Annotated in this window: 15 protein-coding genes, 1 other RNA gene and 2 pseudogenes; 2 read left to right on the top strand and 16 right to left on the bottom strand. The window is 43.3% G+C overall.

Annotated elements, in window-relative coordinates; genetic code table 11:
* Positions 1–68 precede the first annotated feature (68 nt).
* The 15 genes and pseudogenes from fni to D8847_RS01190 form a co-directional block, all read right to left on the bottom strand.
* Positions 69–1,070: a type 2 isopentenyl-diphosphate Delta-isomerase gene (gene fni / locus D8847_RS01250; protein WP_125840337.1), complete on the bottom strand. Its 1,002-nt coding sequence runs from the start codon at positions 1,068–1,070 to the stop codon at positions 69–71.
* Positions 1,054–2,061, bottom strand: coding sequence for a phosphomevalonate kinase (locus tag D8847_RS01245; RefSeq protein WP_125840434.1), 1,008 nt, complete (start codon positions 2,059–2,061; stop codon positions 1,054–1,056). Before D8847_RS01245 ends, fni begins: the two co-directional genes overlap by 17 nt.
* Before the next feature lie 3 nt (positions 2,062–2,064).
* Positions 2,065–3,000: pseudogene (gene mvaD / locus D8847_RS01240) on the bottom strand (diphosphomevalonate decarboxylase); the annotation flags it as partial.
* Complete coding sequence (gene mvk / locus D8847_RS01235; RefSeq protein ID WP_125840336.1) at positions 2,982–3,860, bottom strand: mevalonate kinase; 879 nt, start codon at positions 3,858–3,860, stop codon at positions 2,982–2,984. The pseudogene mvaD and the gene mvk, both read right to left, overlap by 19 nt.
* Positions 3,861–3,979: 119 nt before the next feature.
* Positions 3,980–4,999, bottom strand: coding sequence for a choline-binding protein CbpC (gene cbpC / locus D8847_RS01230; protein ID WP_125840335.1), 1,020 nt, complete (start codon positions 4,997–4,999; stop codon positions 3,980–3,982).
* A 17-nt stretch (positions 5,000–5,016) separates the two neighbouring features.
* Positions 5,017–5,439, bottom strand: a pseudogene (locus tag D8847_RS10740) (choline-binding protein G); the annotation flags it as partial.
* A gap of 53 nt (positions 5,440–5,492) precedes the next feature.
* Entirely contained in the window at positions 5,493–5,975 is a 483-nt protein-coding gene (locus D8847_RS10735) for a trypsin-like serine peptidase (protein WP_260467752.1), read from the bottom strand.
* Between the two features lie 180 nt (positions 5,976–6,155).
* A complete protein-coding gene (locus D8847_RS10605; RefSeq protein ID WP_260467751.1) occupies positions 6,156–6,359 on the bottom strand; it encodes a hypothetical protein in 204 nt (67 codons plus the stop codon).
* A gap of 116 nt (positions 6,360–6,475) precedes the next feature.
* Positions 6,476–7,165 (bottom strand): response regulator transcription factor, encoded by a 690-nt coding sequence (locus tag D8847_RS01220; RefSeq protein WP_125840334.1) that lies wholly within the window; start codon positions 7,163–7,165, stop codon positions 6,476–6,478.
* An 11-nt stretch (positions 7,166–7,176) separates the two neighbouring features.
* Complete coding sequence (gndA, locus tag D8847_RS01215) at positions 7,177–8,601, bottom strand: NADP-dependent phosphogluconate dehydrogenase (protein WP_007518502.1); 1,425 nt, start codon at positions 8,599–8,601, stop codon at positions 7,177–7,179.
* 75 nt (positions 8,602–8,676) lie between these two features.
* Positions 8,677–10,119 (bottom strand): cell division site-positioning protein MapZ, encoded by a 1,443-nt coding sequence (gene mapZ, locus D8847_RS01210; protein WP_125840333.1) that lies wholly within the window; start codon positions 10,117–10,119, stop codon positions 8,677–8,679.
* Positions 10,120–10,131: 12 nt separating this feature from the next.
* Entirely contained in the window at positions 10,132–11,289 is a 1,158-nt protein-coding gene (locus D8847_RS01205) for a THUMP domain-containing class I SAM-dependent RNA methyltransferase (protein WP_125840332.1), read from the bottom strand.
* Between the two features lie 82 nt (positions 11,290–11,371).
* Positions 11,372–11,753: RNase P RNA component class B (rnpB, locus tag D8847_RS01200), an RNA gene on the bottom strand.
* Between the two features lie 23 nt (positions 11,754–11,776).
* The gene (gene gpsB, locus D8847_RS01195) at positions 11,777–12,103 is read right to left on the bottom strand and encodes a cell division regulator GpsB (RefSeq protein ID WP_061418633.1); all 327 of its coding nucleotides are present in this window, start codon (positions 12,101–12,103) and stop codon (positions 11,777–11,779) included.
* A gap of 69 nt (positions 12,104–12,172) precedes the next feature.
* Positions 12,173–12,700, bottom strand: a complete 528-nt coding sequence (locus tag D8847_RS01190; protein ID WP_125840331.1) for an SLOG family protein — start codon at positions 12,698–12,700, stop codon at positions 12,173–12,175.
* Positions 12,701–12,766: 66 nt separating this feature from the next.
* Between D8847_RS01190 and recU the strand changes: the two genes are divergently transcribed.
* Positions 12,767–13,363 (top strand): Holliday junction resolvase RecU, encoded by a 597-nt coding sequence (recU, locus tag D8847_RS01185; protein ID WP_125840330.1) that lies wholly within the window; start codon positions 12,767–12,769, stop codon positions 13,361–13,363.
* On the top strand, positions 13,360–15,522 hold the full coding sequence (gene pbp1a / locus D8847_RS01180; RefSeq protein ID WP_125840329.1) for a penicillin-binding protein PBP1A: 2,163 nt from the start codon (positions 13,360–13,362) through the stop codon (positions 15,520–15,522). Before recU ends, pbp1a begins: the two co-directional genes overlap by 4 nt.
* Positions 15,523–15,689: 167 nt before the next feature.
* Here pbp1a and D8847_RS01175 read toward each other — a convergent pair whose 3' ends face one another.
* Positions 15,690–23,939 carry an SIALI-17 repeat-containing surface protein gene (locus tag D8847_RS01175; RefSeq protein ID WP_125840328.1) on the bottom strand — a complete coding sequence of 2,750 codons (8,250 nt, stop codon included), beginning with the start codon at positions 23,937–23,939 and terminating at the stop codon, positions 15,690–15,692.
* Positions 23,940–23,949: the final 10 nt, after the last annotated feature.

The raw sequence follows: 23,949 nt of genomic DNA, 5'->3' as shown, positions 1-23,949 counted from the left end.
AGGTTTCATCAACTCACCACAGTTGACAGAAGGCTACAAAAAAGGGCGGGATTCTTGTCCCGACCTCTCTACATCTGATCTTTTGCTTCTTTTAGTTTGCCATAAAGAATATAGTCTACGTTTTGCAGATCCGCTATGGTGGCACAGTTAAGGGCACACATGATCAAACGCAGATCTTCTTTCCAGCCTTGGATGATGCTAATCACTTCCTCTACCGAGTAGGTTTCAACCAATTCCAGAACGGTTCGTGACAATCCCACAGCCTTGGCACCAAAGACCAGGCACTTAACCATATCCAGCGGATTTCGAACGCCTCCGCTGACCAAGAGTTGGACCTTGTCTTTCCAGCCTTGGGCATTGAGAAGGGCTTGCATGGTGGATTGTCCCCATTGATTGAGGTAATCACGCTGACCACTGCGACGGTTTTCGATATAGGCAAAGCTGGTGCCACCACGGCCTGACAGGTCAACCGTTCGAACGCCCAGATCATAGGCTCTCTCAATGGTCTTCACATCCATCCCAAACCCCACTTCCTTTAGGACAATAGGAACGGGGATTTGTTTGCTATAATCTGCTAGATGCGATTGCCAGCTTCGAAACTTCCTTTCTCCCTCCGGCATGAGTAATTCCTGCATAACATTAACATGCACCTGGAGGAGAAGTGGATTCATCTCTTGCACAGTCCGAAGTCCTAACTCAACAGTCTTGTCCAAGCCAATATTGGTTCCAAGAAGGAGCTTTGGATGGCTAGATTTGACAGAAAAAGAGTCATCTGTTGGATCTTTGAGGGCTGCGCTATAAGAGCCCGTCACAAACAAAATCCCGCAGGTTTCTGCCACCTGAGCCAGCTTTTGATTGATTTCTCTCCCCTTATCGCTTCCACCCGTCATGGCGTTGATATAAAAAGGAAAGTCCCACTTGCGACCTGCAAATTCTGTCGACAAATCAATCTCATCCAGGTCGTAAAGGGGTAGGGAAGAATGTATCAACTCCACCTCATCAAAGCTATTATAAGAACTTTTTTGCTCAAGGGCATAGCGGATGTGCTCGTCCTTACGATTTGTCGTCATGTCCAATCCTTTCTTGATATAAGAGCTCAATCCCCAGATCGGCCCAGCGATTTTTTAAGGTTTCAGTTGAGTGCTCATCAAAACTCAAGGCAATCCCACAGTCACCACCACCAGCACCACTACTCTTGGCAACAGCCTGCAAATCTTGACTGGCTTCTTTCAACTGTCTCAGTGAAGGCGTGTAAATATCTGGGCTCAAACCTTCTAAAAGTTGACTGGCTGTTTCTACCTGCTTGATGATTTCTTCTGCATTCCCCTGCTCCAAGGCTTCTACCAAAGCAATCACCGTTGCTTTTGAGGAAGTTAAAAAATTCTGGCCTATGTTTTGCTTGATTTGCTGAACCATTTGACTCGATACGGCCACTTCCTTGGTCCATCCCACTAGGAAATCACACTCTAGATCTGGTTTTACTTGTGAGATAGAAAAGCCCCAATCACGCTCCAAAACTGTCGCCAAGCTTTCTTCTTCCAACCACGTAGCTATCTTCTTTCGATCAAAAGACTGGTAGAGAACCAAATCCTCTGCCACAATACAGGCAAGGTCTCCCATAGAACCATTGTCGCCTCGCTTGAGCAAGACCGCGCTAGCCAGCTTGAACAAGAGTTCCGGATCAACCGTAATATCATATAGAGCCAGCAGGGCCTTGATCACCAAGACAACGACGCTACCACTAGAACCCAGACCAAACTTTTTGCCTTCGCGTTCCATTTTGCCAAGGATTTCCAAGGAAAAGGGGCGCAAGGTCTTGCCATGGTAAGTGAGAAAATCTTCCACTAAAGCAATCGTTTCTTGAATCAAGCTGTAGTCAGGATTTGGCGTCAAATCTACTGAGAAATCAAACATATCTGAATAGATACGGTAGCTATCAGAAAAGGCAATCTCCCCTTTCATATAGATAGGTATCGCCTTTATCAAGGCCAACTGCCCTGGCTCTAAAATAGCATACTCACCTGCCCAATAGAGTTTTCCGCAAGTTTTAACAGCAATCACTTGACTCAAATCCTTTGTTTTTGACACAATCAAGCGATAACGTTGCCCGAAGATTTCTGATAAATGCTCAAAGTCTTTCTCCTGACAGAGGACCTTGACATTGGGACCAGCATCCATGGTAAAGTAGCAGGCCTCTCCTTGCTCACGAAGTTGACGGACGAAGTCCATCGCTTCATAAGTCGCATCCGTTAGATAAGAAAAGGCTGGCGATGCTGTTTTGGTCGTAGCGTGCATAGCAAGGGCATTTTTCTCCGTTAATTCCCCAACCTTGGCAAAGTCATTTTCCTTGAGATAAAGCAGCATATCCTGATAGTCCTTCTCAGACTGACGCACCCAGTCATCAAAGGTCGTCGAAGTTTCCACACAAAGTTTCATCCCATCACGGCTAGAGATTGGTTTTTTCTTGTCTTCTAGCACCAACATAATCATAGCTAGTTTCAGGTCTGTATCAACAGAGTAGATTTCCCCACTATCCTTATCCCAAGCACCTAGTGGTCCATAAAAACTCCGAGAAGAAGAGCCTGAGGCAAACTTAGCCTCCTGAGCCAACTGACTCCGATCCAAACCAAGCTGGAAATAGGCATTGCAAGCCTTGACCAAGGCGGACAAACCGCTAGAACTTGAGGACAAACCCGCTGCCGTTGGCATATTGTTTTGGGTATCGATACGGATAAAACCTTCCCCAGCCGGACGGTAACGGTCAATGATTTTGCTCATCTTGGCATGCTCCGCCTCATTTTGGAGCTGACCATTGATATAAAAGGCATCAGCTGTCGCATGGGCTGGTAGAGGCGACAAGGTCGTCTCTGTATACATATTTTCCAAAGTCAGAGAGATACTGCTAGTAGCAGGAACCATCTCTTTTTCTTTTTTCTTTCCCCAGTATTTGATAATGGCAATATTTGCGTAGGAACGTACTGTTACAGGCTTTCGATCCATGTCTGAACAGCTCCTTTCTCTTCTAATCGTTTTGCTAGTTCTTGTGCTTGATCCAGATTGGTTGCCAAGGCAATGATACAACCTCCTAGGCCACCACCACTCATCTTGGCACCCAGAGCACCGTAGCTCAGAGCCGTTTCAACGAGGGAATCTGCCTCAGGGCTACTGACACCAATTTCTTTCAGATGTAAATGCGCCTGACTGAAGATTTGTCCCAGTTTTTTAGCATCTTTTTGTCTAATCGCATCTTCTGCCTGCTGGGTCAATTCTCCCAAGGCATGCAAAAACGGTAGGGCATCCTTCCCCTTGCTTTGAACCACTTGGATGGCTTCACGAGTGTGACCATACACACCTGTATCTGCAATCACCAAATAGGCAGATAGGTTCATCTCAAGTTCTGTAAAACCAACATTCTTGATAAAGCGAATGGGCTGGTCACTGAGGCAAGTCTTGGCATCCAAACCACTCGGATTCATATGGGCAATCATCTCAGCCCGATTAACCAAGATTTCTAGTACATCATGAGGCAGGTCGGCTTGATAGTAGTCAAAAACAGCTCGAATGGCTGCTATGCTGATAGCTGCTGACGAACCCATTCCCCGTTTTTCAGGGATAGCTGAGTCAATCACACAGCGAATGCAGGCCTCTTTAATCTCTAAATATTCTAACGAGGCATACACCGCCATGGACAAGGTATCCTCCTCATAGAGGCGCCAAGGACTCGCTGCAGGGACAACCTTACATGTCACCTCCACCTCTAAAAGAGGTAGGGAAATGGCAGGATAACCGTATACAACAGCGTGCTCCCCTATTAAAATTATCTTACTGTGTGCCTGACCGACACCAACTTTTTTTATCATGTTTTCCTTTAACCAGACGGAAAGACCGTCTTGCTTTTCATACAGTAGTATTTCCTCCTATCTATTTTATTATATTTTCACAAAAAAAGCGATTGTTTCCTTCACAATCGCCCCTTTCATTATTGGACCCATTCGCCATTATAGTTGACCGAATAGCCTTCTACGGTCGTATTCACTGCTAAAGCACCTGAGCTATAGGCATAGTACCAGTTGCCATTGACTTGGAACCAACCTGTCTTCATATCGCCATTACTTGCATTTAGGTAGTACCAAGTCGAACCTTCCTGATACCAACCGGTATCCATGGCTCCTGATGAACGGAGATAGTACCACTTGTTACCGACATAAGCCCAGCCTGTCTTCATATCACCATTTTCAGCATCTAGATAATACCAAGTTGAACCATCTTGATACCAGCCTGTCTCCATAGCTCCTGATGAACGGAGGTAGTACCAGTTATTACCTAAATATTGCCAGCCTGTTCGCATAATGCCAGTTTCTAGGTCTAGGTAATACCATGGAGCAGGTTTGCTTCTATCAATGTCAAGAGTAACATGAAAATCTTGAGTCCAACCCTTAGCAACTTCACCAATTGGTAGTGGATTGTAAGAATCATCGCCAAAATTTCCTAGCTTATTTAAATAATACCAATTGCCGTCTTCATAAATCCAGCCTGTCTTTACAGCATAATTATTATCAAAATAATAAGTTCTCTTTTCAGCAGATAGAGGATATTGTTCACCGTATACTTTTCCTGTATTTTCAGACGTTTTTGCCTCTAGTACTTGTTTATCTATTTGTTCTAGCAAAGCACCATCTTGTCCAAAATAGTACCACTTCTGATCAAGGCCAATTTCGAAGACTGGACGATTATCAAATAAATCATCACGATAACCTGTTCCAGGAATTTCTAAGTATTGCCAACCGACAACCATCTCTCCTTTATCACCAAAATAGTAAGTTTTACCGTCTATTTTATGCCAATAGATTGCTTTATGATCATCTTTTACATAATATTTTCTATTATCCTTATCAACAAATTGGCCACCTGTGGTATCCGCAAATACAGTATTTGTAGCTAGCAAACCAAAGAAAAATGCTGTTAATCCAACTTGCAACATTTTTTTCAAAATTTTCATCTATATACCCTCCGATATTAAATCCACTCACCAGATGAAGCGAAATTATAAACTTTACCATCAATCGTCTGACTACCTGTGACCATAGCACCACTTGAATTGAGATAATACCATTCACCTGATACTTTTATCCATCCGGTTTTCATATCTCCATTAGAAGGATCTAGATAGTACCATGTTGAGCCATCTTTGTACCAACCAGTCTTCATGTCTCCATTGCTCTTATCTAAGTAATACCATTTGCCTCGGAGGTATTTCCACCCCGTTGCCATTTCACCAGAAGATTCAAAATAATACCACTCCCCGGATATTTTTTGCCAATCTGTGAGCATCTTACCAGAAGCATCTAGATAGTACCAAGTATCATTTATCTTTTGCCAACCTGTTTGTTTCGTACTATTCTTATAATAATACCAAGTACCACTAATCAATTTCCAACCATCAATAGAATGCCCTTGAATAACAGAGTAGATGAAAGATAGAGCCTTCTCATTTAACTTAACAGCATAATCATCTGTTCTGCCTCACTCCCATTGGTATGAACTCCGACAACCCTATTATTAGAATCATATACTGCTGAACCGCTTGCACCACGCAAAGTATCTACTTGATAGAATAAAAAATCATTTGTATCTTGAAGTACCGCTTTTGTATCAGTATACATCTGCTTAATTAACTTATTAAAAGAAGGGTATCCTGTAATTGTTACATCTAGATTTTTAGTATTTTCTAAGTTACTTGGAAGTCCTAACGTCCCCAATTGAGCACCAATCGGTTCTTCCAAAATTAAAACTGCTAAGTCATAGGTAGTAAGCTCATCTGGATCAGTATTTCTAAATTCTTTTAAATAACGAACTTCTTTGACTTTTATTTCACCAAATGGATTACTATCTGGAGTAGCCGCAGGCATAATCTCTACTTCAGTCGCTTCTGTTTTGGATTCACGGTCATAAACGACATGAGCTGCTGTAATCAAAACATTGTCTTTGATAAAGGAAACACTTCCTCTACCTGTACCTATTTCTACTGAATCGGCATTTTTAAATTTGAATGTTGCTTTTACATAAGCTGATGTAGAATAAGGATATTGTAAAGTGTTTTTTACCTTAACTAAATCATTTTTACCAATAATGACTTCTGGCTGATTTGTATAATATTAACCATAAGTTGGTGAAACATTCGGAAGTGAAAAATTACTATTTCCTGGACTCTCTTGTAATGTTTCACTTACCTCATACTCCTCGCCTGTACTTGAAATAACAGTCAAAGCAGATACTGCCGGTAGCTGACTAGCTAACGAAGTACTAGCAACAATTGAAATCCCCAATTTTTTATAAAAAGTTTTCTTCACTAATTTCATCCTCCTAAAAAGGATTGTAACACACCTGTTCGTTCCTGTCAATACAAAGAAAAAAAAACGAACAGACATCCCTTTCTCCATTTGAAAAAAGCAGTTACACAACTGCAACTGCTTTTCTATTCTTGCATGGTGTACCCAACACCACGCACGGTTTTAATGTAGCTTTTTTGACCTTTTACATCAAGCTTGCTACGTAGATAACGAATATAAACATCCACGATATTGGTTTCTGTCGCACTTTCGTACTTCCAAACACTTTCCAACAACTGCTCACGAGTCAAGACCTTCTTGCTTCCCATGAGAGTGGCCAAAAGGTCATACTCACGGCGCGTCAGAGCAATCATCTCCTCGCCACGATAAACGGTATGATGTTCTACATCCATACGCAAATTGCGGTAAGACGTTGAGACCTTCATCTGACTACAATGTTGGTCGATAAAGTCCCGACCTCGGAAAATCGCTGAAATACGAGCCACCAGCTGATCAATAATCACTGGCTTATAGATGTAAGAAACGGCGAAGCGCTGGATTGTCTCAATCTGGTCTTGCAATTCTTCGCGATGGTCCAAGACCATGATCACTGAGGCAGGTTTTGTCCGACTCAGCCTCTCTGCAAAATCCTGGGCCGTCATATCCCCCAGACGAGCATTCAGTAAAATCAAGTCATAATCTATCTGGAGAGCCATGGAGAGGGCTTTTTGTCCCTCCTCGACCAGATCAACACGGTATTGCTCTTTTTGGAGTTCCAGACTGAGAAAATGAGCGAGATTTCGTTCTTTCTCAAGTAATAAAATCCGTTTCCCCATGGCAGACCTACTTATTTTTCGTCATACCAAGAGTAGTGGAAGATTCCTTCTTTGTCTTTACGTTGGTAAGTGTGGGCACCAAAGTAGTCACGTTGTGCTTGGATTAAGTTAGCAGGAAGGTCTGCTGAACGATAGCTATCAAAGTAAGTAATAGCTGCTGAGAAGGTTGGCACTGGTACACCAGCTTGAACAGCAAGAGCTACGATATCACGCACTGCTTGTTGGTACTTAGCAGTAACATCCAAGAAGTACTCATCCAAGAGAAGGTTTGCAAGATCAGCATCGCGGTTGTAGGCATCTGTAATCTTTTGCAAGAAACGAGAACGGATGATACAGCCATCACGCCAGATAGATGCGATGTCCGCAAATGGCAAGTTCCAGTTATTTTCTTTAGAAGCCACACGCAATTGGGCGAAACCTTGTGCGTATGAGATGATTTTTGAGAAGTAAAGGGCTTGACGGATCTTTTCGATCAACTCAGCCTTGTCACCTTCAAATTTGAAAGCAGCTGGTTTTGGAAGGACTTTGCTAGCATGCACACGCTCTTCTTTGTATGTAGAGATGTAACGCGCAAATACTGACTCAGTGATAAGTGATAATGGCACACCAAGGTCAAGTGCTGATTGGCTAGTCCATTTACCAGTTCCCTTGTTACCTGCAGCATCCAGGATGTAGTCTACGATTGGTCCATCTTGACCTTCATCATCTTTACGGCTCAAGATATCAGCTGTGATTTCGATCAAGTAGCTGTCCAATTCACCCTTGTTCCACTCAGTAAAGATTTCAGCCATGTCTTCTGCAGAAAGGCCAAGCAAGTGTTGCATCAAGTCATAGCTTTCTGCGATCAATTGCATGTCACCATACTCGATACCGTTGTGGACCATTTTCACATAGTGACCAGCTCCATCAGGACCGATGTAAGTCACACATGGTTTGCCATCTTCTGGTGCTTTAGCTGAGATTTCTTCGAGAACGTCCGCAACCAATTCGTAGGCTTCTTTTTGTCCACCAGGCATGATAGAAGGACCTTCAAGGGCACCTTTTTCACCACCAGAAACTCCAGTACCGATAAAGTTGATACCTGAGTTTGCCAATTCTTCATTACGACGGATGGTATCTTTGTAGAAAGTGTTTCCTCCGTCAATCAAGATATCACCCTTGTCAAGGTGGGGAAGAAGGGCTTGAATAGTAGCGTCTGTGCCAGGCCCAGCTTGAACCATCAGCATGATACGACGTGGTTTTTCGATTGAGTTTACAAAACTTTCAACGTCATAGCTTGGCACAAAGTTCTTTTCAGGATGGCAGGCAATTACGTCTTCTGTTTTTTCTTTACTACGGTTGTAAATGGCAACTGTGTAACCACGAGATTCGATATTTAGGGCAAGGTTACGACCCATTACGGCCATACCTACGACACCAAAGTTAGCTTTTGTCATGTGACACTCCTCTTATTTAATTTGTTTTATTTTATCATTTTTACCTATGAAAGGAAAGAATTTTGTAACGGACTCCTAATAGTCCAAGTCATCTGCATGACCAGAACCATTCCCTACAAAGTAACCCGTCTTACAGTTGAGGGTGAAGAGGTAGGTTCCATCTGGTTTGTAAAGGTTGTAATAGCCGTTTCCGTTTACAATATTGACACGTTCGAGAATGTATTGGTTGCCAGTTATATAGCCACGAGCACGTGAGGTTGCTAGGATTTGTTCCAATACACCATCTGCAAACGTCCAAGCAGGGTTATTGCTATCGTCTACAGCTGATTGGTTGTAGGGTACACGACTAGCACTTCTTTGAAGATTAACCCCATCGCCAGACAAACCACCATTTGTATCTCTAGCCGGTGCTGTGGTACTTGTTGAAGGCGTCGTACTGCTTGCATTGCTTTCTATAGCTGAACTTGAGCTTGCTTGACTCGTACTAGAACTTGAGCTGGAAGCACTGGTTTGTTGACTCGTACCAAGACTAATCGCCTGATCTAACAGTTTATCAAGCTCTGTATTTCCAGTTTTAACTTCCGTGAACTTAGCATCCGCCTTGGCTTTAGCATTGGTATCCAAGACACCATCAGTAATAGCTGGACTTTCAAAGAGGGCATTGACATCTTGAATGGCCTTGATTTGAGTTGCTAGGCTATCGTATTTTGACTTAGCTAGTGTATAATCACGGCTACCTTCTAACTTATCTAGCAAGGTTTTTAGCTGGTTCAACTTATCGAACTGGCTATTTTTTAAAGCAGTCTTATTGGCATCCGTATAGAAGGCATCATAAAGCGTATTGAACTCTTGCAAGTCGGTTTGCGATTCTTGATTTCCTGAAGATGATTGAGAAGACTGAATTTCTTGGTTTGAACGAGATACCTGACGGTAGACATAATACGTCCCAGCAAGAACAAGAATCGCAGCTACCACAGAAACGATAGTAATCAGACGTTTCTTTTTAGAGCCTGTTTCAGGTTCCGTCTGTACTGATCGTGATAGGGAAGTATAGGTTTCTTCTTGTTCCTCATTTTCCTCATTCATTTCCTTGGATGCTGTTTCTGTTAAAACGATAGGCTCTATTTCAGTACTTTCTTCATCTTGAAGTGGAGGAACAAACTGAGTAGTTTCTTCATTGTCTATCTCTTCAATAGATCCCTCGGAAACCACATCTGAACCTTCTACCTCTCCAGAAAGTTCACTTGTTTCACGAACTTCTTGGATCAATTCCTCTAAGTTTCGAGTAGAAGCCAATTCTTCTTTTTCAAACTGACGAGTTTCGAACTTATCTGCCTCGATCTCTTCGCGGTGCTGTTTGATGTATTTGTCCAAGATATTGTCTTCAGGCAATACTCCAGCCTCAACCTCCTCATTCTTACGAATTGCTTGACCAACAGTCAAATCTTTTGCTTCGTCAAAGTCGAATTGTGGCTCTTGCTGTTCTTTTTTATGACGATCATGTCTTTTCTTGCTCATGAGTTTACCTTTCTATTTTACCTCTTGGCGTTTCACACGCTGACCAAAGTATTGATACAAATCCACTTTTAAGGTTCCGTTATAGAGTTTTCGTTTTTTATCTGCTGGACTTCCGTACTTACTTTCAAAAGCTTCGTCACTTGTCAGGATAAACTTACTCCAGGTTTTCAGTGGTGCAAAGACCTGTCCCATCTCAGCATAAAGTTTCGTAACTCCTGCATCATCGGACAAGCGCTCCCCATATGGTGGATTGGAAATGATAACGCCATTGATCTTGTCTGTGCGCAAGTCCTGTACCCGCATTTGTTTAAAGGTGATATCTCCTGCAACACCTGCTGCTTGGGCATTTGCCTTGGCAATTTCCACCATGCGAGCATCTATATCACAGCCCATAATGTCCAGCTCAAGTTCACGATTGATTTTCTTAGCAGCATCAGTACGGACCTCTTGGATTAACCGATCGCTAACCCAGTTCCATTCCTCAAAAGCAAAGGAACGGCGAAGACCCGGCGCCATCTTTCTAGCAATCATAGCCGCCTCGATACAGAAAGTTCCTGAACCACAGGTTGGATCAATCAAGGGCTTGTCTGGATACCAGTTGGAAAGTTGCAAAATGGCCGCTGCCATATTTTCCTTGATAGGAGCTCCACCTTTTTCCGTACGATATCCACGTTTAAAGAGGCTAGAACCTGTCGTGTCAATCATAACAGTTGCCACATCCTTAAGAATGGACACCTCGATCTTAAACTCAGGACCAGTTTCCATCAAGGGAACTCCTTCTGGGCGGGCATAGTGTTTTTGTAATTTCTTCACAACAGCTTTTTTAGAAATAGCCTGAACACTGTGCTCGTTATGAAGTTTAGACTTAACACATTTGGCCTTTGATATCGGGAAACGTGCTCCTAGCGGGAGATAGTTTTCCCAATCTAGAGCAAAAACACCTTGAAAAAGCTCTTCAAAGGTCTTAGCTGGAAAACTTCCGACCACAATCTTGATGCGATCCGCTGCCCGAAGCCAAAGATTGGTCTCAATGATTGCCTTCACATCTCCTTGGAAGCGGACACGCCCATTTTCAACCTGGCAATCATAACCAAGGTCTCGCACCTCACGTCCAACGACAGCCTCGAGACCCGCCGCAGCAGTTGCGATTAAATTAAATTGTTCTTTCATTTCTAGTCTTGCAAGACCTTTCTCTTGTTCACTTTAAAAAATGAGGTTGAGAAAGATTCTCAGCCCCAACCTATATGCAATTTTCTATAAGCCATGTTTTGTTCCAGAAGTGACTAGGACCACTTCCTTCGATAATCATCTGTCTACCGCTAACAGCATGAAGCTGCTAGCCGTCAGAGTACTACGTTCGTTTCCGTGCACTCCATGCCCCGACCAAAATTTGGGTTGCTAGCTTGAGGGGTTTACCGCGTTCCACTCTCTCTGTTTCCAGAAAGACTCCGTCACTGTGGCACTTTCAAGCCTATTCTGACCTATCCGAAGACTTAGCCATTTCGACTGCCGTAACAATCACTCGTCCCTAGGCTTATGGATTCGCCTAGCACAAACACTACAGGCATCACAGCCTGTGCTAGCATGGACTTTCCTCATGAAAAGAGAACCTCTTCACGCGATTATCCAAAAATTGCACTCATCCCTTAGCCAATTATCAATCTTGGTTGTCTAAGATTTGCTTACCAAATACTTCTTTTTCGAGACGATTTAAGCGTTTCAAAATATCAAAGTTTGTCATTGAAGTAGAAGCTGTTACTTCAATAGAGTCTGGTTGAGTTGGAGCCGCCTGTGGTTTACGAGACAACTCCTCCTTCAAATCAGCAATTTCTTGGCGAAGGGATTTAACCAAAGCTGCGTAAGTTTCATAATCCTTAATCACATCATCGAGGAATTCATCCACCTCTGCTCTGCTATATCCACGTACTTCGCGTCCAAACTCTTGTTCAAAAATATCTTTTGCTGAAAATATAATACTTGCCATGTCTCTCTCCATTCTGGGTTACTAGTATTATTATATAAAAAAAGACAAGTAAAAATCAAGGTCAAAGGGTTACTTTTCAGAAAAATTTTCTGCTAGTTCATTTAACTCATCAAATGTTAATTGCCTTGTAACATAGTCCGCTTGATTTTTCATCATTTGGTAAAAATATTGTAACTTGGTTTCCTTTTCTTCATCATAAAAAAGATAGCAAATATCTGTGTTCTCCAGTAAGAATTTCTGATAATCACGTAGTTGTCCCTTGTGTTCATACTGTGGATAGGCATATTTGACAAAATCAACTTGCTTGAATTCGCTCAACTTCACTTGATTGGCTTCATTCCAGTTACTGCCATGGGTTTCAAAATCAAAAATGGTCGCCAGCTGAAATCCATAGTCTATTTTCATGTCTTTTGCCACCTGAAGCACCCAGTACTCAAAGCCCAGAGCCCCAGTAAAGACAAGCCAGGTCACCCCTTCCTCCGCTAGACGCTCCAGGTCTCTCCGAATAGCTGTTTTGATAATATCAACGCGAATATCCTTGTCATTAAAGAGACCAAGGTCGAAGGCAGAATAACCTGAAATCAAGGCTGTTGTCATTTTTAACCCTTTCTTTGTAAATTTATGATATAATAGAGTGATGTTATTGTACCAATAAGGAGAATTATGGTCAACTATCCACATAAAATTTCATCACAGAAGAGACAAGCTCCCCCGTCACAAACTAAAAATTTCGCAAATCGGGGAATGTCTTTTGAAAAGATGATCAACGCTACGAACGATTATTACTTGTCGCATGGGATGGCAGTGATTCACAAGAAACCAACTCCCATCCAAATCGTACGTGTTGACTATCCCCAACGAAGTCGAGCCAAGATCGTTGAAGCCTACTTTAGACAAGCCTCAACCACAGACTATTCAGGGGTTTATAATGGATATTACATCGACTTTGAAGCAAAGGAAACTAGGCAAAAACATGCGATTCCGATGAAGAATTTCCATCACCATCAGATTCAGCATATGGAACAGGTCCTTGCCCAGCGAGGAATCTGCTTTGTCCTTCTTCACTTTGCTTCTCAGCAAGAAACTTATTTATTGCCGGCTGTTGACCTGATTCGTTTCTATCATCAAGATAAGGGACAAAAGTCAATGCCACTTGGATATATTCGAGAAAATGGATATAGGATTGAGCTGGGTGCCTTTCCCCAGATTCCCTATCTCGATATTATCAAAGAACATTTACTAGGTGGTAAAACAAGATGAACAAACAAACTATCCTGCGAATAGCTAAATATATCAGTATCTGCTTCTTAACTGTATTTATCGCAGCTATTATGCTGGGCGGAGGTCTCTTTCTCTACTATGTTAGCAAGACTCCAGCCCTATCTGAAAGTAAACTAGTCGCTACAACGTCTAGTAAAATTTATGACAATAACGATGAACTCATCGCTGATCTTGGTTCAGAACGTCGGGTCAATGCGCAAGCAAACGAAATACCGACCGATTTGGTCAACGCTATTGTTTCGATTGAAGACCATCGCTTCTTTAATCACCGAGGAATCGATACTATCCGTATCCTAGGTGCTACCCTACGAAATCTTCGTGGTGGCGGAGGCCTTCAAGGAGCTTCAACTTTGACGCAGCAGTTGATCAAGTTAACCTATTTCTCTACGTCAACTTCTGACCAAACCCTTTCTCGTAAGGCTCAGGAAGCATGGCTCGCCGTCCAACTAGAACAAAAGGCGACTAAACAAGAGATCTTGACCTACTACATCAACAAGGTTTACATGTCAAACGGGAACTACGGAATGCAGACGGCTGCTCAAAGTTACTATGGCAAAGACCTCAAAGATTTGAGCATCCCTCAATTGGCCCTCCTTGCCGGAATGCCTCAGGCTCCAAACCAGTATGATCCATACTCGCATCCGGAAGCCGCCCAAGAACGGCGTAATCTCGTCCTCTCTGAGATGAAAGGGCAAGGTTACATTACAGCCGAACAATACGAAAAAGCGATTAATACTCCGATTACAGATGGACTTCAAAGCCTAAAATCAGCTAACAGTTATCCTCCATACATGGATAATTACCTCAAAGAGGTGATTGACCAAGTTGAACAGGAAACAGGTTACAACCTTTTAACTACGGGTATGGAAGTCTACACAAACGTTGATTCTAAGGTCCAACAACGTCTCTGGGATATTTACAATACGGACGAGTATGTCAACTATCCAGATGATGAGTTACAGGTAGCCTCCACTATCGTTGATGTCACAAACGGGAAAGTCATTGCCCAATTAGGTGCTCGCCACCAATCAAGTAACGTTTCCTTTGGAATAAACCAGGCTGTAGAAACTAACCGTGACTGGGGTTCTACCATGAAGCCTATTACAGACTATGCTCCTGCTTTGGAATACGGCGTTTATGATTCAACTGCTTCGATTGTCCACGATAGTCCTTATAATTACCCCGGAACCTCTACCCCTGTCTATAACTGGGATAAGAGTTACTTTGGAAACATAACACTCCAGTATGCTCTCCAGCAATCACGGAATGTACCGGCTGTAGAAACGCTAGAGAAAGTAGGTCTCGATCGTGCCAAGAACTTCCTAAATGGACTAGGTATTGACTACCCAAGCATACACTATGCTAATGCTATTTCAAGTAATACAACCGAATCTGACAAAAAGTATGGAGCAAGCAGCGAGAAGATGGCTGCGGCTTATGCTGCTTTTGCCAATGGCGGTATCTACCGCAAACCTATGTATATCAATAAGATTGTCTTTAGTGATGGCAGTTCAAAAGAATTCTCTGATTCTGGTACACGTGCTATGAAAGAAACGACAGCCTATATGATGACAGATATGATGAAAACCGTTTTGGCATACGGAACTGGTCGAGGAGCCTACCTCCCTTGGCTACCACAAGCTGGTAAAACTGGTACGTCAAACTATACAGATGATGAGATTGAAAACTACATTAAAAATACGGGTTATGTAGCTCCGGACGAAATGTTCGTTGGCTATACTCGTAAATATTCAATGGCCGTTTGGACTGGTTACTCGAACCGCCTTACTCCTATCGTTGGTGATGGCTTCTATGTTGCTGCTAAGGTTTACCGTTCGATGATGACTTATCTATCTGAAGATGATCATCCTGGTGACTGGACTATGCCTGAGGGTCTCTACAGAAGTGGAGAATTCGTATTTAAAAATGGTGCTCGTTCTACATGGACTACACCTGCTCCACAGCAAGCCCCATCAACTGAGAGTTCAAGCTCATCATCAGAAAGCTCAACTTCACAGTCTAGCACAACTACTCCAAGCACAAATAATAGTACGACTACCAATCCTAACAATAATACGCAACAATCAAATACAATCCCTGGCCAACAAAACCAGAATCCGCAACCAGCACAACCATAACATTTATCACCCAGAATACTCTGGGTGATTTTTTCATAGCAGTATCGTATTTATGTGCTTAGCAAAAGCCTGAGAAGAAATCTTCTCAGGCTTTCTACGTACTATAAGCCTCATCGGAAAAGATAAGAAACTGAGTTCGTAATCTTGTTAAGAGGTTTTACTAAATACTAGTCTTTCTTTGTTTTTGCTACAAAGAGAGCAGATAGGGCTAGGCTAACACCTGCTAGGAAGAGGGCTGTGTCAGATTGACTCTCTCCAGTTGCTGGCAAGCTTTGTTCAGCTGTTTCTGTTCTAGCACTTTCTTGCTTATAATCTGGCATCTTACCTTGATCGGAAGCTAAAGAGCTAAGTTTAAACTCAGGTTTCTCTACTGTTGGAGCGGCTTGGTCACCTACTGTTGAGATTGGACCTGTGTACTCTGGTACCTCATGTACCAAGGCTTCAACTGCATTGACACCGCCCTGGAATTCAGGCTTCTCAACTGTTGGAGCAGCTTGATCACCTACTGTTGAGATTGGACCTGTGTATTCTGGCAATTCATGCACTAGAGCCATCACTGCATTGACACCACCCTTGAACTCAGGTTTCTCTACTGTTGGAGCAGCTTGGTCACCTACTGTCGCTACTGGGCCTGTGTACTCTGGAAGTTCATGTACTAGGGCTTCAACTGCATTGACACCACCCGTGAATTCAGGAACCTCAAGAACGGGTGCTGGTTCTTCACCCTTGCTTGATTGAACAGCTTCTTCTGTTAATTCTTGATGGAAGCTTGCCAATTCATAAAACTCAGCCTTGCCACCTTCCCAGGCTAATTTGACATCTAGAAGAGAGCCACCATTTCGGATAGCGAAGGTTTGGAGACTAGATGTAATGGCACCGAGGTCTGTCCAACTGTCTTGACCATCCTTGAGTGTTCTAGCAAGAACACGTGCCTTAGCTCCTTCAGGAAGACTGGAAACGAGACGAAGGTGGTTGGCATTGGTTGGCTCAGATAAGTGATACACCAATTCGCCCTTGTCTTTTTCAGACTTGTAGCTGGTCAAGACTTTGCCATCTACAAGATTATTATAAAGGTTGCCCTGGCTTTCTCCACTACTTCCTTCTACTGTTGGATCATTGATTGGTTTGACAAATTCACCATCGTTGATGACCAATTCTGTAAATCCTACAAAACGGGCATCATAGTCTGCTGTATAGAGGACACGGAGATAGTTAGCTTTAACTGGTGTCGTCAATTCACCCTCGATGTAGCGATTTCCTGGCATCTTAGAATCATGTGTCCAACCATCTGTCAGTGAATCATCGTGTGTGCTATTGGCCACACCATCTCCCACTGTCACGACATCTGTCCAAGTTTTACCGTCTTGACTGACTTGGATCTTACCATCACGAAGGTAGTTTTGAGTTCCGTCTTGGATGTAGGCTCTAATCTTCTTGATGGTACGTTCGCTACCAAGTTTCAAGGTTACGTGGCCATCTTTATGGGCATAGTCTGAAAACTCAACGAAGTTGTTATAAACACCATCAAATAGTTGATCTAGGTTGTTCAGTTTACGAACATCATTGCTTCCGTATGTTGGATGAATGCCCATAGTTGTAGATTCTAGTTTGGTTGGTTGTACTTCTTTGGTCGTCACAAGGAGAGAAGTGGCTGTCACAGCTTGTTCCTGATCTGTTTTATTGACCAGACGCACATAACGTACCAAGTGGCTCACTACAGATCTGTCTGTCAACTGGCTAGCTGGCGTCCACTCTTGCGCATTTGCAGAGTACTCTAGAGTAAGAGCAGGGTTGGCCTGACCTTTGAGCTGGATGCTCTTGATCTGATGGATACGGTCAAGTTTCATACCTAGATAGCTATTTGCAGGAAGTTTGGTTCCAGCTGGAATTTGAAGCTCGTAACGTCCCAAACTATCCACTACCGGCGTTTCCTTCAAGGCATCGACGTTGGTGTCCGTTAACTCACTGTTTCCAGAGCGTGTCTCAACAGAGAAGTCTTGGATACGCCACCAGAGGTCAAGGGTCTTGGTATTGCGTACTCGGATATAACGAGCATTGATCGCTCTGGTCACTTCCTTGGTTTGTTCTCCTGATAGGCGATCCAACTCTTGCCATGCAGTTCCATCTGTAGAGTACTCAAGTACACCTGCGACAAGTTTATCACCCGTTCCTTGGCGAAGGCGAACTTTAGTGACTGACTTGACTTCACCTAGGTCAAGCTGTGCCCAGGCATCTACTGGAGTGGTATTGCTACCGTTAGCGTTTGCCATCATGGCTTCTGTATTGTCCTTGCCATCAGTGATTTGACGGGCTGAGGTATTTAGTTTGTAAACTAAGTTTGAGCTAAGACTAACTGTCGTTGCTTGTTGGCTACGAGCTTTTTCAACTGGCCGGTTGACTGCAATTTCCTGAACTGCAAACCAGGTATTTTCACGATCTGCTGTCGCAATCATGCGAACTGCCTTGGCCTTGATAGTGAGATTCTCAAACTTAAGCAGGGATTCATTTCCGACATAGCTTGGCTCTTTCAAGGTTACCCAGTTGTCATTTTCATCTAGATACTGCACTTCTGCCTTACTAAAAGTATCATTTGGATTTGCCTGCGTTCCCATAGCAAAGGTCAAGGTTTGAATAGCTACTGGCTTGTTAAACTTCATACCAATATAATCACCTGTCTTGATGCTGTTTGGTGATTTAATAATCGCATGAGTTGCCAAATCGCCATCCGTTACTTCTGCCAAACCACCTTCTACACCTGTTCGATTGGTGATAAAGGTGCTGATGATTTGGTCTGGATGCAAGACTTTTTGAACTTCAGACGCTAGAACTTCTTTCAAGGATAGGATAAATGGACGAATATGTTGAACACCCAATTCAGCCTTTTCCATATGGTCTACATAATGGAAGGTGTGAGTTTGAGACTGTTCGTACAATTTCAAACCTTTATAGTAGCTATCCCAAAGTTTGGCTGCATCGTTTGTAGCCATGGCTTCAGTTCCTGTAAGGAAGGCATCGAGAGCATTCATTTGGTCGATTGCATTATCCAACCAATAGTGGATTTGGGCAACCATTTTTTTATCGCCTGATGCTTTATAGAGTTCGGCTGCTTCTTTAATCTTGGCAAATTCTGCACGCAAGGCTGCACGTTCTGCAGTCACATCCTGACCTGCTTTGAGCTTGGTCATGAAGTCTGTTAATTTCGGAGCCAAGTCTACAGATTCTTCTAGTTTGACAACACGATTATCCATGTTTTGGTTGATCATGTGCTTACCAAGTTCGCGGAAGGCTGCTGATACCTTGCTATCTTCAAAATGACCATTTTCTACAAAGTTGAAGGCAATGTCATTGATTTTCTTAGCTTCTTCTTCTGATTTCCACTGTTTCCATGAGTATTGAGCTCCTGAAAAGAGGGCAATCTTAGATGGTTCAGACTGTTGCATTGGGTTCAACATGATACCAGACAGCAAGCTTGGATCCACATTTGGATGAAGGAATTTCTCACCACCACCTAGAATCAAGTGTTGCTTAGAGTTATCTGTTACAGGCCAGTTAATCCAAAGTGAAACTGGGCGATAGGTCTTGCCTCCTGCGGATAGATTGTTCTTGAGAGTCGAAAGGAAGCTTTCAGAGACTTCACCCCAAATCTTACCACCCGTCAAGGTCATGGATGTTGAACTTGGGAGATTTTCATTGAGGGATTTCAACTCATCCTCACGTCCATTACCCCAATACTGGCCAGGAACAAAGATCATTTCTTTGCGAAGACCGCTGTAAGTTCCCTGCATTTCAGTCAACCACTTAGTCATATCTTGCATCAAGCGGTTGTAGCTATTGTAGCCTCCGACTGGACTTGGAGCATCATCTGCAAGGATACCAAATTCGCGGACACCCACTTTCATCAACTGGGTAAATTTGGCCTTGATGGTTGCCAAATCTTCTTGGTAATGCGCTTCATTGCCAAAACGGATACGGTTGTTCATGAATGGATGGATAGTCCAGACATAGCGAGTTTTACTTTGATTTCCGACACGAGCAAGTTCACGGATTTCAGCTAGTTTTTCTTCTGGATAGAGTTCACGCCATTTCTTGTTGTGGTATGGATCATCTTTTGGTGCAAAGAAGTATTGGTTCAATTTCAAATCGCCACCATAACGCATGAGCTCTGCACGATCGGCATTCGACCATGGATTTCCATAGTAACCTTCGATGAAACCACGGTTCTTGAGCTCTGCGTAATCTTCTACTGTCACATTGCGAAGGACTGGCACTTGACTTTCCTTGAGCATGTGTTTCAAGGTTGTCAAACCATAGAAGACCGCATCTGTGTCTTTTCCGACGATGGAAATCGAATTATCCTTGATGCTCAAGACATAGGCGTCAATCTTGTCAAAGAGGCCTGCTGAAACATTGGACAAGTTTTGTTCTGCTTGTGAACCTTGTCCATGCACTCCAAGATAGATATTGGTTGCGCCAGCGATTGCCGCCTTACCAGTTGTATAGGATACTTGATTATCCTGCAAGACACTCTTCAAGCGATTGCGAGTATAGATATCGAGTTGATCGCCCATAACCAGATTGACTTGCTTGCGAAGGGCTGTAACACCTTCGCCATAGGTTACTTTTTGTGGCGTTGGGAAGACCTTGTACTCTTTCTTGAGATAGTCTGCGCTCTTGCTGGCAGCCACAATGCTGTCTTCACTAGCTGGTTTACTTGCAGTGAATTGATCTGCCAATTCAACTGTTCCATCACCGGTTTGGTCTACTTTTGGTTTTTCAGGTGTAGTTGGTTTTTCTGGTTGACTTGGTGTAGGCGTTTCTTGCTCTTCTTTGACAGGTTTCAATAGATGAACTTCGGCTGCACTTGCAAAACCACCAACGCCTTCCAATACTTTCAACTCAATCTTGTTGGTATGCACCGCCGCAAAGTTGACTGTTTTTTCTTGGGCATTGTTGTCCCAGTTTCCTTCTGAAACCTTGACCATTTGGCCATCTTTTTGTGCGTAGATTTCGTAGCGGGTAACGACACCATTTCCACCACCTGGACGTGGGAGATACGTCAAGCCATTGACTTTTTCAGCTTCTTTCAAGGTCATAGTAAGGGTGTATGGCGCAGTGTCACCAGTCCATTTAGTATGCCAGAAGGTATTTGGATCATTGTCAAAGGCCTTTTCAACAGCGCCTTCAGTCGCGTTTCCTGGAAGTTGCTGACTGCTTGCGGTTGCTGTAATCTTATCATTTGAAATCAAACGAGGATTTACAAATGGTTTGTCTGACAATTCTGCACTATGCAAGATTCCTTTGAAACCACCGATGCTTTCAAGCGGTAGTACCAAGCTATTGTGTGCAAAGCGAGGGTGAGCTGGATTTGCAATACGCTCAATCTTTTCACCATCCACATAGACTTCAGTTGACTGTGGTTTTGTAACAATAGAGATTTGATAACGTTTGTTCTTTTCAAGTTTTTTATTGAATTGGATATGGAACTGTTCAAATTGATAAGCAAGGTAACCATCTTTATCAGCTAGATAGATACGATTATCCCCACTTGTTGAGAAGATTTGTTCACCATCTCCAGTGACAGTTACATCAAACTTCAAGACGTGACTTGGACCAACATCACCAGCCAAGCCTTCGATACTGCTGTCTTTCTCAAAAGCCAATCCCTGTTCGCTTGCCTTCACTTTCTTACTTGCATAGTTCTTGACTGTTTCAGGATTGATGGTAAACAAGTCGCTTTGATCAATCTCTTTATCAGGATTTGACTGTGGCGCATAAGGGCTCGTTGGTAGGGTGCGTTCTGCAAAGGTCGCAGCTGCACGGTCAGATCCCCAAGTGCGCTCCGCAGTAGTTTGCATGCTCCTGAAGAAGCGTTTGAAGATGTCATAAGAGGTCAAACCTGTCTCATGAAGGTCGATATTGTCGTTCCAAACCGCATGACCTCCTCCGATAATACTTGGATGAGACGATTCTAGAAGCGGACCTCCACCTGTTCGGAAGTCGTTTGGTGTCCAGCTATTGTATTGACGCTCATAGTTAGCATAGTCCCCATAGGCTGCTTGACTATTGCTTCCACTTGGGACACTATATGTCGGCACATCTGTGATGTTGATAATCTTAGCTCCCTGTGCAATGGCTTCATTTGGTCGTTGCCATCCGATGCTCCAGATATCAACTTCTACTCCGTTCCAATCAACAGGTGTGTTCCCTCGTTTCGCACTGAGCGATCCCCAGATACGAGGGGTATAGCCCTTTCCTTTAATGTATTTGATAAGGTCATTGACATAGCGGCGATAGCTTTCTCTACTGCCATAGTATTCATCCGTTCCGATATGAACAGTAGATACGCCATGAAGTGGTGCATCTGGACCATCGAGGAGTTTGTCATAAACTGATTTGACAAAAGCTAGCGTTTCATCGTATTTTTTATCTAGGTCCAGCATAGCTACACGCTCAACATTGTGCTTGCCTGCATAATCTCTCAGACTACCTTGATACATGAGGTCTGGACGCACCTTGACAAAGGATAATGCGTGCCCCGGTGTGTCAATTTCTGGCACTAGGTTGATATGCAAGGCCTTGGCAAGTTTAATCAGATTTTGCATTTCTTCCTTGGTATAATGCTCGCCTGATGTCAATTTTTGACCATTCTTACCGACAATGTCTGTCTCCACACGGAAACCAGTCTTGGCATGTTCAAGGACATACTTGAGTTGCTCTTCTGGTGTTAAGCTCTTACCTGCCAAGTGTTCCTTTAGGAAGATATAGTTATCGTTGAGATGCAACTGCAAGTCGTTCATCTTGTAGTAAGCCATGTTGAGCATGATGTCTACAAGAGTGTCATAAGGGATAAATTTACGACCTGTATCCAACATAAAGCCACGGTGGCTGAAACTTGGGAAATCACGAATTTCACCATTTTGTAGGTCTGTTTCTCCCATTTGAAGAAGAGTCCGAGTGGCGTAGAAGGCTCCTGTGTTTGTGGCAGCTTCAATGGTAATCACGTCACCTTGGATAGTGATGCCATAGCCTTCCTTGCCATAACCTTTGTTTTCAACCTTTTTAAATTCGATTCGTTTTTGAGCTTGCTTGTCACCTGTCGCCAGTTCCAATCCACGGCTGGCAAGGTCTGACTGGTAGAAGGTTGCAGCCTGAACAAAGCCTGAATCTCCTGTCGCAAGGACTGTATCTGAAGTGATAGAAGATTGGCCTTCTTTCCCATACCATTGTTGAACAGCTGGTGCTACTTTTGGTTTCACACCCACACCTTCGTCCTGATGTAGGCCCTTGATGACTACTTCAAATTCCTTAGTGAAAGTATGGCTGTCACTGATTTGTTGCACCATGACCTTGACGCGTTGGTCTGTCAAAGGCTTATAGATGTGATTTTGAAGGTCAATCACACCTTGCTTGTTGCTTCCGATAAGGCTAACTTTCCCTGGTAAAGTTGGTAAGACAAGAGACTGTCCATCTTCTGCTACTGTTAGTTCGGTTACTTGGCGGATATCCGTTACCTTACTATGGTCCGGAACGTTAGAATAAGCTCGAATTTCTTGGATTCCAACATTTCTCCAGTTCATTGTTCCCGCTTGGTAATCATTGATCTCAAGTTTGAGGTACTTAGCTTTGATACTTTCAGCTAGATCTACTTTCTCATCTAAAACAGGATCTCCAGTTTTGGTATGAGCGAGTTTCCATTGTTTTTCTCCATTAGCGCCCACGTCTTCTTGACCTGCGTAGTAGAGACTCCAAGATTTGATATTTGGGTCATTTTGCCCATTACGAAGACGACGATCCCAGTCAATTTCTACATGCTTGATGAGAGTAGTTTTTGGAAGAGTTAATTCGAAGGTTGGTTTTGGTACATCTCTATCTGTTGCCCAACGAGTATTGTCATCGCCATCAATAGCCTTATCCGCAGTAAAGTTGGTACCAGTCTCATGGTTGCTCGCCTGAGCAGTAGCACCTTCGAGATGGTTGACATCTTCTCTATCTTCGATTGTTTTTTCAGCTGGTTTTACTGCTGGTGTAGGGGTTTCTGCAGGTTGATTATCCGCCTTTGGTGTTTCAACCGGTTTGGGCGTTTCTGCTGGCTTGGGACTTGCAGGACTTGTCTCTGGTTTTGCCTCTTCACTTGCTGCAGGATTGGTTCCCTCATCTGTCGCTGGAATTTCTTCATGACTTGCTTCTGTTGCAGCTTCTGCATCCGCCTTTTCAAGCGCAGCGGCTAAATCATCTGGTAACTTATCCAGAGCTTGAACATGAGTGATACTTCCCTCTTTCTCTGAAGGCGCTGCTGTTTCTGCTGCCTGAACCATATTGGCTCCAAAGATACTAGCACCAATCATAACTGAGGCTGCACCAATTGCAAATTTGCGGATACTATAATGACAGCGTTTCTCAAAAAAGTGTTTGTCCATATTTCTCCTA

The sequence above is a fragment of the Streptococcus mitis genome (genome assembly GCF_003942795.1).
GTDB classification, from domain to species: Bacteria; Bacillota; Bacilli; order Lactobacillales; family Streptococcaceae; genus Streptococcus; species Streptococcus mitis_BJ.
The sequence above is the reverse complement of the archived record's forward strand: the minus strand, read 5'-3'. Positions and strand labels throughout refer to the sequence as shown.

What these genes read in the sequence shown, in the direction of transcription:
- fni (WP_125840337.1), bottom strand. Translation starts at nt 1,070, where the DNA reads ATGACGACAAATCGTAAGGACGAGCACATCCGCTATGCCCTTGAGCAA.
- mvk (WP_125840336.1), bottom strand. Translation starts at nt 3,860, where the DNA reads ATGATAAAAAAAGTTGGTGTCGGTCAGGCACACAGTAAGATAATTTTA.
- cbpC (WP_125840335.1), bottom strand. Translation starts at nt 4,999, where the DNA reads ATGAAAATTTTGAAAAAAATGTTGCAAGTTGGATTAACAGCATTTTTC.
- D8847_RS10605 (WP_260467751.1), bottom strand. Translation starts at nt 6,359, where the DNA reads ATGAAATTAGTGAAGAAAACTTTTTATAAAAAATTGGGGATTTCAATT.
- D8847_RS01220 (WP_125840334.1), bottom strand. Translation starts at nt 7,165, where the DNA reads ATGGGGAAACGGATTTTATTACTTGAGAAAGAACGAAATCTCGCTCAT.
- gndA (WP_007518502.1), bottom strand. Translation starts at nt 8,601, where the DNA reads ATGACAAAAGCTAACTTTGGTGTCGTAGGTATGGCCGTAATGGGTCGT.
- mapZ (WP_125840333.1), bottom strand. Translation starts at nt 10,119, where the DNA reads ATGAGCAAGAAAAGACATGATCGTCATAAAAAAGAACAGCAAGAGCCA.
- D8847_RS01205 (WP_125840332.1), bottom strand. Translation starts at nt 11,289, where the DNA reads ATGAAAGAACAATTTAATTTAATCGCAACTGCTGCGGCGGGTCTCGAG.
- gpsB (WP_061418633.1), bottom strand. Translation starts at nt 12,103, where the DNA reads ATGGCAAGTATTATATTTTCAGCAAAAGATATTTTTGAACAAGAGTTT.
- D8847_RS01190 (WP_125840331.1), bottom strand. Translation starts at nt 12,700, where the DNA reads ATGACAACAGCCTTGATTTCAGGTTATTCTGCCTTCGACCTTGGTCTC.
- recU (WP_125840330.1), top strand. Translation starts at nt 12,767, where the DNA reads ATGGTCAACTATCCACATAAAATTTCATCACAGAAGAGACAAGCTCCC.
- pbp1a (WP_125840329.1), top strand. Translation starts at nt 13,360, where the DNA reads ATGAACAAACAAACTATCCTGCGAATAGCTAAATATATCAGTATCTGC.
- D8847_RS01175 (WP_125840328.1), bottom strand. Translation starts at nt 23,939, where the DNA reads ATGGACAAACACTTTTTTGAGAAACGCTGTCATTATAGTATCCGCAAA.